This is a genomic window from Nocardioides sp. (assembly GCF_051876515.1).
GTDB lineage: Bacteria > Actinomycetota > Actinomycetes > Propionibacteriales > Nocardioidaceae > Nocardioides.
The window spans coordinates 1-8,377 of record NZ_JBJEHY010000166.1 but is presented as its reverse complement, the minus strand read 5'-3'; the positions used below and the strand labels follow the sequence as shown (position 1 = coordinate 8,377).

Below are 8,377 nucleotides of genomic sequence, written 5' to 3'. Positions count from 1 at the left end.
ATCGCCACGAAGTTGCCGGGACGGAACCGTTCCGACACCCCGGGCGCAGAAAGGGTCAGCTGACGGAACGCACCGATCCGCTTCGTCGCCAGCAGCTCGGCGACGACGTGGCGGGGACCGGCAGCCTCAACCATGCGTGGTCAGGCCCCTGACGACGCGACGCGGCCACCCTGCACCGCCGTAGATGAACCCGGTGTACGCCTGGACCAGATCGGCACCCGCGGCCAGACGGTCCGCGGCGTCCTGGGGCGTGGAGATCCCTCCCACGCCGATCAGGGTCAGGTCCGGACCGACGCGACCGCGCAGCAGGCGTACGACCTCGGTCGACCTGCCCGTCAACGGGGCACCGGACAGCCCCCCGGCGCCGATCGCCTCCACGTCCGCGGACGGCGAGGCCAGCCCGTCGCGGCTGATCGTGGTGTTGGTCGCGATGATGCCGTCCAGCCCGATCGACAGGGCCAGCTCGGCCACCCCCACCACGTCCTCGTCGCTGAGGTCGGGCGCGATCTTGACCAGCAGCGGCACCCGGCGGTCGGTGACGACCTCGTCGGCGCGACGGCGTACGGCCAGGAGCAGCGGCTCGAGCTTCTCGACCGCCTGCAGGTCCCGCAGGCCCGGTGTGTTGGGCGAGCTGACGTTGACGACCAGGTAGTCGGCGTGCGGGGCCAGCAGTCCCGTCGACAGCTCGTAGTCTCCGACCGCCTCGGCCTCGGGGACCACCTTGGTCTTGCCGATGTTGATGCCGAGCACGGGCCCGCCGACACGGCGTCCACGTGCCGCGAGGCGACAGGCCACCGCCTCGGCGCCGTCGTTGTTGAAGCCCATCCGGTTGACCACCGCCCGGTCGGCGGGGAGCCGGAAGAGCCGGGGCTGCGGGTTGCCGGGCTGCGGCCGACCCGTGACGGTACCGATCTCGACGTGCCCGAACCCCAGCGCGCCGAGGGCGTCGATGCCGACCCCGTTCTTGTCGAACCCGGCGGCCAGCCCGAAGGCGTGCGGGAACTCCAGCCCCATGGCGGAGACCGGCGTGGTCTCCAGCCGGCCCAGTCGCGCCGTGACCGGCGCGGCTGCCCGGATCGCCCGGAACGCGGCGTGGTGCGCGCGCTCCGGGTCGACCTTGGTCAGGACGCGTTCGAAGAGGACCTCGTACGGGGTGCTCACGAGGCCGACCCGGCGGATGCCGTCAGCGCACCCCACTCCTGCAGGGAGCGCACGCCGACCTCTCCGCTGCGCTGGGCGGCGATGCCCTGGACGGCAGCCGCCGCACCCTGCACCGTGGTGATGCAGGGGGTGCCGGTGAGCACCGCTGCGGAGCGGATCTCGTAACCGTCGTGACGGGCCCCGCCGGCCGAGCCGTTCGGGGTGTTGACGATCAGGTCGATCTCGCCGTCCTGGATCATGCCGACGATGGTCTTCTCGCCGTCCGGGCCGGCGCCCGAGGAGTGCTTGCGCACGACCGTGGACGGGATGCCGTTGCGGCCCAGCACCTCGGCGGTGCCCTCCGTGGCCAGCAGCTCGAAGCCGTAGTCGGCCAGGACGCGCGCCGGGAAGATCATCGTCCGCTTGTCGCGGTTGGCGATCGAGATGAAGACCTTGCCGCCCACCGGCAGCGGGCCGAAGGAGCCGGCCTGCGCCTTGGCGAACGCCGTGCCGAAGTGGGCGTCGAAGCCCATGACCTCACCGGTCGACTTCATCTCCGGGCCCAGGACGGTGTCGACGAACTGGCCCTCCTTGGTGCGGAAGCGGTTGAACGGCAGGACCGCCTCCTTGACCGCGATCGGCGCGTCGACCGGCAGCAGACCGCCGTCGCCGCTGGCCGGAAGGAGCCCCTCGGCGCGCAGCTCGGCGATGGTGGCACCGAGCATGACCCGCGAGGCCGCCTTGGCCAGCGAGGTGCCGGTGGCCTTGGAGACGAACGGGACGGTGCGCGAGGCGCGCGGGTTGGCCTCGATGACGTAGAGCACGTCGGCACCCAGCGCGAACTGGATGTTGATGAGGCCCCGCACACCGACGCCGGAGGCGATGGCGTGGGTGGCCGTACGGATGCGCTCGATCTCGCTGCGGCCCAGGGTGATCGGCGGCAGGGCGCACGAGGAGTCGCCGGAGTGGATGCCGGCCTCCTCGATGTGCTCCATCACGCCGCCGAGGAAGAGCTCCTCACCGTCGAACAGGGCGTCGACGTCGATCTCGACCGCGTCGTCGATGAAGCGGTCGATCAGCACGGGACGGTCCACACTGATCAGCTCGGTCGCCGCCTCGAGGTACGTCTCGAGCGTGTCGTCGGAGTAGACGATCTGCATGCCGCGCCCACCCAGGACGTACGACGGGCGGACCAGGACGGGGTAGCCGATGTCGTGCGCGATCACGCGGGCCTCCTCGAAGGAGACGGCGGTGCCGTGCTTCGGGGAGATCAGGCCGGCGTCGGCGAGGATGCGGCCGAAGGCGCCGCGCTCCTCGGCGAGGTCGATGGCCTCGGGGCTGGTGCCGACGATCGGCACGCCGGCGTCGGCCAGCCCCTGGGCGAGACCCAGCGGCGTCTGACCACCGAGCGTGGCGATCACACCCGCGATCGGACCGGCCGCACGCTCCGCGTCGACGATCTCGAGGACGTCCTCCAGGGTCAGTGGCTCGAAGTAGAGGCGGTCGGAGGTGTCGTAGTCGGTCGAGACCGTCTCCGGGTTGCAGTTGACCATGATCGTGTCGTAGCCGGCCTTCGACAGCTCCTGCGAGGCGTGCACGCAGGAGTAGTCGAACTCGATGCCCTGACCGATGCGGTTGGGCCCGGAGCCGAGGATGATCACGGCCTCCCGCTCGCGCGGGGCGACCTCGGTCTCCTCGTCGTAGGACGAGTAGTAGTACGGGGTCCTGGCCTCGAACTCCGCGGCGCAGGTGTCGACCGTCTTGTAGACGGGGCGGACGCCAGCGGCGTGCCGCAGCTCGCGCACCTCGGACTCCGTCAGGCCGCGGATCTCCGCGATCTGGGCGTCGGAGAAGCCGTGGCGCTTCGCGTGGCGCAGCGTCCGCTCGTCGAGCTCGGTTGCCTGCGCGACGTCGGTGGCGACCTCGTTGATCAGGAAGAGCTGGTCGACGTACCAGGGGTCGATCTTGGTGGCGTCGAAGATCTCCTCCGGCGTGGCCCCGGCGCGGATGGCGAGCATCAGCTTCTGGATGCGACCGTCGTGCGGGCGGGCGACCTCGGCCAGCAGCGCCGCCTTGTCGCCGGTCTCGCCGGCCCAGGTGAACGCCGAGCCCTTCGACTCCATGGAGCGCAGGGCCTTGTTGAGCGCCTCGGAGAAGTTGCGCCCGATCGACATCGCCTCGCCCACGGACTTCATGTGGGTGGTGAGGGTGGAGTCGGCGGTCGGGAACTTCTCGAACGCGAAGCGGGGCACCTTGACCACGACGTAGTCGAGCGTGGGCTCGAACGAGGCAGCGGTCGAGCCCTGCGGGCCCGTGGTGATGTCGTTCTCGATCTCGTCGAGGGTGTAGCCGATGGCGACCTTGGCTGCGATCTTGGCGATCGGGTAGCCGGTGGCCTTCGACGCCAGCGCCGAGGAGCGCGAGACGCGCGGGTTCATCTCGATGACGATCACGCGACCGTTCTCGGGGTTGACCGCGTACTGGATGTTGCAGCCGCCCGTGTCGACGCCGACCTCGCGGATGACGCCGATCGCCAGGTTGCGCAGGTGCTGGTACTCGCGGTCGGTGAGCGTCATCGCCGGGGCGACCGTGATCGAGTCACCGGTGTGCACGCCGACCGGGTCGAAGTTCTCGATCGAGCAGATGATGACGACGTTGTCGTTCTTGTCGCGCATCACCTCCAGCTCGTACTCCTTCCAGCCCAGGATCGACTCCTCGATCAGGACCTCGGTCGTCGGCGAGGCCGAGAGACCGGCGCCGGCGATGCGGTGCAGGTCGTCGGCGTCGAAGGCGATGCCGGAGCCGAGCCCGCCCATGGTGAACGAGGGACGGATGACGACCGGGAAGCCGAGCTCCTCGGTGGCCTTCTCGACCTCGTCCATGCTGTGGCACACGAACGAGCGGCAGACCTCGCCGCCGACCTTGCGCACGATGTCGTTGAACAGCTCGCGGTTCTCGCCGCGGTGGATCGCCTCGAAGGAGGCGCCGATCATCTCGACGCCGTACTTCTCGAGCACACCGTTCTCGTGCAGCGCGGTGGCCGTGTTGAGGGCCGTCTGGCCGCCCAGGGTCGGGAGGATGGCGTCGATCGGGGTGCCGCGCTCTGCCTCGCGGGCGATCACCTTCTCGACGAACTCGGGGGTGATCGGCTCGACGTACGTCGCGTCGGCGAACTCCGGGTCGGTCATGATCGTGGCCGGGTTGGAGTTCACGAGGACGACGCGGAGGCCCTCCTCCTTCAGGATCCGGCACGCCTGGGTGCCGGAGTAGTCGAACTCGCAGGCCTGACCGATGACGATCGGGCCGGAGCCGATGACCAGGACGGAACTGATGTCTTCACGCTTCGGCACGGCTCAGGCCTCCTGTCCAGCAGTGCGGCCATGAGCACTGTGCTTGCTTGTCGCTCCATTCGCTCCGCTCGTTCCTCGCTGCGCCTCCATCAGCGACGAGAACCGGTCGAAGAGGTACGCGGCGTCGTGCGGACCCGCGGCCGCCTCGGGGTGGTACTGGACCGAGAAGGAGCGCAGCTCGCCCGCGGCGTCGCGGAGCTCGAGGCCCTCGACGACGTCGTCGTTGAGGCACACGTGCGAGACGGTCACCTCGCCGTACGGGGTCGTGGTCGACCCGTCCAGCGGGGCGTCGACGGCGAAGCCGTGGTTGTGGGCGGTGACCTCCACCTTGCCGGTGGTGCGGTCCATCACCGGCTGGTTGATGCCGCGGTGGCCGTACTTGAGCTTGTAGGTGCCGAACCCGAGCGCGCGGCCGAAGAGCTGGTTGCCGAAGCAGATGCCGAAGTACGGCAGGCCCCGCTCGAGCGCCGCCTGCAGCAGCTCGACCTGGCCGGTGGTGGCCGACGGGTCACCGGGGCCGTTGGAGAAGAACAGCCCGTCGGGGTTGACCGCCAGCACGTCGTCGATGGTGGAGTCAGCGGGCAGCACGTGGACGTCGATGCCGCGCTCGGCCATCATCCGCGGCGTGTTGGCCTTGATGCCGAGGTCCAGGGCCGCCACCGTGAAGCGGCGCTCCCCCTGGGCGGGCACGAGGTACGGCTCGGTGACCGAGACTGCCTCGGAGAGGTTGGCGCCCGCCATCTCGGCGGTGGCGCGCACCTTCTCCAGCAGCGCCTCGGGGTCGGTCTCGACGGTGGAGATGCCCACGCGCATGGCGCCACGCTCGCGCAGGTGGCGGGTCAGGGCGCGGGTGTCGACACCGGAGATCCCGACCACGCCCTGCTCACGCAGCTCGTCGTCGAGCGTGCGCCGGGAGCGCCAGTTGGACGGGACCCGCGCGGGGTCACGCACCACGTAGCCGGCCACCCAGATCCTGCGGGACTCGGGGTCCTCGTCGTTCATGCCCGTGTTGCCGACGTGCGGCGCGGTCATGACGACCACCTGGCGGTGGTAGCTCGGGTCGGTGAGCGTCTCCTGGTACCCGGTCATGCCGGTCGAGAAGACTGCTTCGCCGAAGGTCTCACCGGTGGCCCCGAAGGACTCACCTCGGAACGTGCGCCCGTCCTCCAGGACGAGCAGCGCGGGGGCATGCAGAGGCACGCCTTACCTCCTTCTCCGCCTCACTGGACGGATCGTTAAAGGATGCTCGGGCCTGCCCAGCCTATCAGCGCCGAGACCTCCCGCCGACGTGGCGTCCGCTCATCCGAGCCTCAGCTCGGCCCCTTCCCAGCGTCGACGCAGCCACCGGTCGTGGCTGGCCACCACCACGGTGCCCGGAGTTGTGACCAACGCCTCCTCCAACTCACCCACCAGGGCCAGCGAGAGGTGGTTGGTGGGCTCATCGAGGAGCAGCAGCTCGGGGGCGCGCGCCACGACGCACGCGAGCGCCAGACGTCGCCGTTGCCCGACCGAGAGGAGCCCGACCGGACGGCCCCGGTCCCGGGCGGCGAGCAGCCCGAGGGAGCCGAGAGCAGGACCGCCCTCGCCCACCACGTCGTCGAAGTACTGCTGCGGCGTGCGTGCGGGGTCACGCCACACAGGATCCTGGACCAGCTCGACCACCGACGGCGTGGCCACGGCGACGCTGCCGGCGCTCGGCTGGAGCCGTCCCGAGAGCAGCCCCAGCAGCGTCGACTTCCCGCACCCGTTGGGGCCGGTCACGAGGAGGGTGTCGCCGGCCTGGACGTCGAGGACCTCCACCCTGAGCCGGCCCGGCACCTCGGCGCCGCGCACGGTGACGACGCGCCCGGTCGCCGCCGCGCCGAGCGGTGCGGAGAACCGCAGCGGCGGCCGGGGCTTGCGGACCTGGGTGCGTACGGCCTCCTCGAGGCGTCGCTGGGCGTCGCGCCGGCGGCGGGCGACGGTCTGCTGGACCCTGGCGCCCTTGAAGGCGTGGATGAACTTGTCGTTGTCGCGTGGCCCGCGGCCCGCGGCCACGTCCTTCTCCCCCACGTCGGCCGCCGCGCGCAGGCGCCCGATCTCCTCCTGCTGGGCGGCCCACGTCTCCTCCCAGCGCCTGCGGGCGTCGGCGCGGGCCGACTCGTACTGGCTCCAGGTCCCACCGAACCGGCGCCCGCCGAGCCCGTCGGTCCCCAACGCGGCGGGGTCGAGGTCGTACAGGTCGGTGCCCACGTCGTCGAGCAGGACCCGGTCGTGGGTGGCGAGCAGGACCACCCCCGGCAGGTCCTCGAGGAAGTCGGCCAGCACCTGCAGCGCGTCGTCGTCGAGGTGGTTGCTGGGCTCGTCGAGCAGGAGGCAGTCGGGACGCGTCGTGACAAGACCAGCCAGGGCGAGCCGCGACCGCTGGCCGCCCGACAGGGTCCCCACGCTGCGGCCGGGGTCCAGCCCGTCGACACCGAGACGGGCCGCCGCGCTGGCGGCCCGGTGCTCGGCGTCCCACGCGTCGCGGTGGCCGGCCTCCTCGAGCCAGTCCGCGTACCGCTGGGCCCACGCGGGGTCGTCCAGCCGGGCCGAGGCGTGCTCGACGCGGGCGACGAGGTCGAGCAGCGGCGCCAGGACACTCCGCTGCACGTCCGCCACGGTGTCGGTGTCGCGGAACGGAGGCTCCTGGCCGAGCAGTGCCAGCGACGTCGGTACGACGCACCCGCCGCTGACCTCGGCCCGTGAGGGCGCGCGGCCGGCCAGGACGCGCAGCAGGGTGGACTTGCCGGCCCCGTTCTCCCCCAGCAGGCCCAGCCGGGTGCCGGGCGAGGCGGTGAGGTCGAGACCGTCCAGGACGGTGCGCCCGCCGAACGCGACCGTCAGGTCGCTCAGGACGACGGCGCCTCCCCGGCGTTCGGGCTGGAAGGTGCTGCTTCGCGCAGCGTCGCTGGCGGGGTGGTCGGTGCGGGATCTGGACACGGGGTTCCTCACGGCTGGCTCCTCCACGGGGAGGGTCGGACCCGCCGGGCAGCTGCGCCACGCGGGCGCGCCTCGGACGCGGGTCAGGTCAGTCGTTCATCCACACGCCGACCAGCCTACGTCGCCACCGCCGTGGTCCGCGAACCAGTTTCCGGCCGTACGGGGCCGGGCGGACCCGACCCACGCTGAAGGACCACCGCCGGTGGGACGTAGGTCCCAGCACTGTCGCGCGTGGGCGGCGACGTGCCATCGTTGAGGAGTGCGAACAGTCGAGATCGAGGAAGTCCTCTCCGCGGCCCGCGGTCGCGGCCCGGGTCAGCGCGTGGTCACCAGCGGCAACTTCGCCACGCCGGTCCAGGTGCTCACTCCCCTGCTGGAGGCGATGCAGTCGCCGGTGCTGCACGCGCTGAACCTGCAGCCGTACGTGACCGTCCCCGACGGGGTGGTCCCGGAGACCACGTTCGTCGGTCCCGGCATGCGCAAGCACCCGCAGCTCGCGTACGTGCCGTCGCGCCTGTCGATGGTGCCCGCGCTGTACGGCGAGCACCTGCCGGTCGACGTGGTGGTGCTGCACACGACCACGCCGCGCGACGGCAAGGTGTCCCTGGGCGTGGAGGTCAACGTGCTGCCGGCGGCCGTCGCCGCGGCACGGGCGCGCGGCGGGCTGGTGGTCGCCCAGATGAACCCCCGCATGCCGTGGACCTTCGGCGACGCGGAGATCGACCTCGACGAGATCGACCTGGGCGTGGAGGCCGAGGCGGCCCTGCTGACCCATGCCCCGGCTGCCCCGGGTGACGACGCCGTGCGGATCGGGTCGCAGGTGGCTGCCCAGATCGCCGACGGCGCGACGCTGCAGGCGGGGATCGGCGAGGTTCCCGACGCGACCGTGGCCGGTCTCGTGGAGCGTCGTGGCCTGCGCGTGTGGA

At 71.5% G+C, this 8,377-nt stretch carries 4 protein-coding genes and 1 pseudogene; 1 reads left to right on the top strand and 4 read right to left on the bottom strand.

Translation table 11 applies throughout. From position 1 onward, the window contains the following. Positions 1-126: 126 nt before the first annotated feature. The 4 genes from ACI379_RS12665 to ACI379_RS12650 form a co-directional block, all read right to left on the bottom strand. Entirely contained in the window at positions 127-1,161 is a 1,035-nt protein-coding gene (locus ACI379_RS12665; RefSeq protein WP_439792451.1) for a quinone-dependent dihydroorotate dehydrogenase, read from the bottom strand. After that, on the bottom strand, positions 1,158-4,490 hold the full coding sequence (carB, locus tag ACI379_RS12660) for a carbamoyl-phosphate synthase large subunit (RefSeq protein ID WP_439792450.1): 3,333 nt from the start codon (positions 4,488-4,490) through the stop codon (positions 1,158-1,160). Before carB ends, ACI379_RS12665 begins: the two co-directional genes overlap by 4 nt. 3 nt (positions 4,491-4,493) lie before the next feature. After that, entirely contained in the window at positions 4,494-5,690 is a 1,197-nt protein-coding gene (gene carA, locus ACI379_RS12655; RefSeq protein ID WP_439792449.1) for a glutamine-hydrolyzing carbamoyl-phosphate synthase small subunit, read from the bottom strand. Between the two features lie 99 nt (positions 5,691-5,789). Next, positions 5,790-7,451, bottom strand: a complete 1,662-nt coding sequence (locus ACI379_RS12650) for an ABC-F family ATP-binding cassette domain-containing protein (RefSeq protein WP_439792448.1) — start codon at positions 7,449-7,451, stop codon at positions 5,790-5,792. Between the two features lie 259 nt (positions 7,452-7,710). Between ACI379_RS12650 and ACI379_RS12645 the strand changes: the two are divergent. Next, positions 7,711-8,377 (top strand): annotated as a pseudogene (locus ACI379_RS12645) (acetyl-CoA hydrolase); the annotation flags it as partial.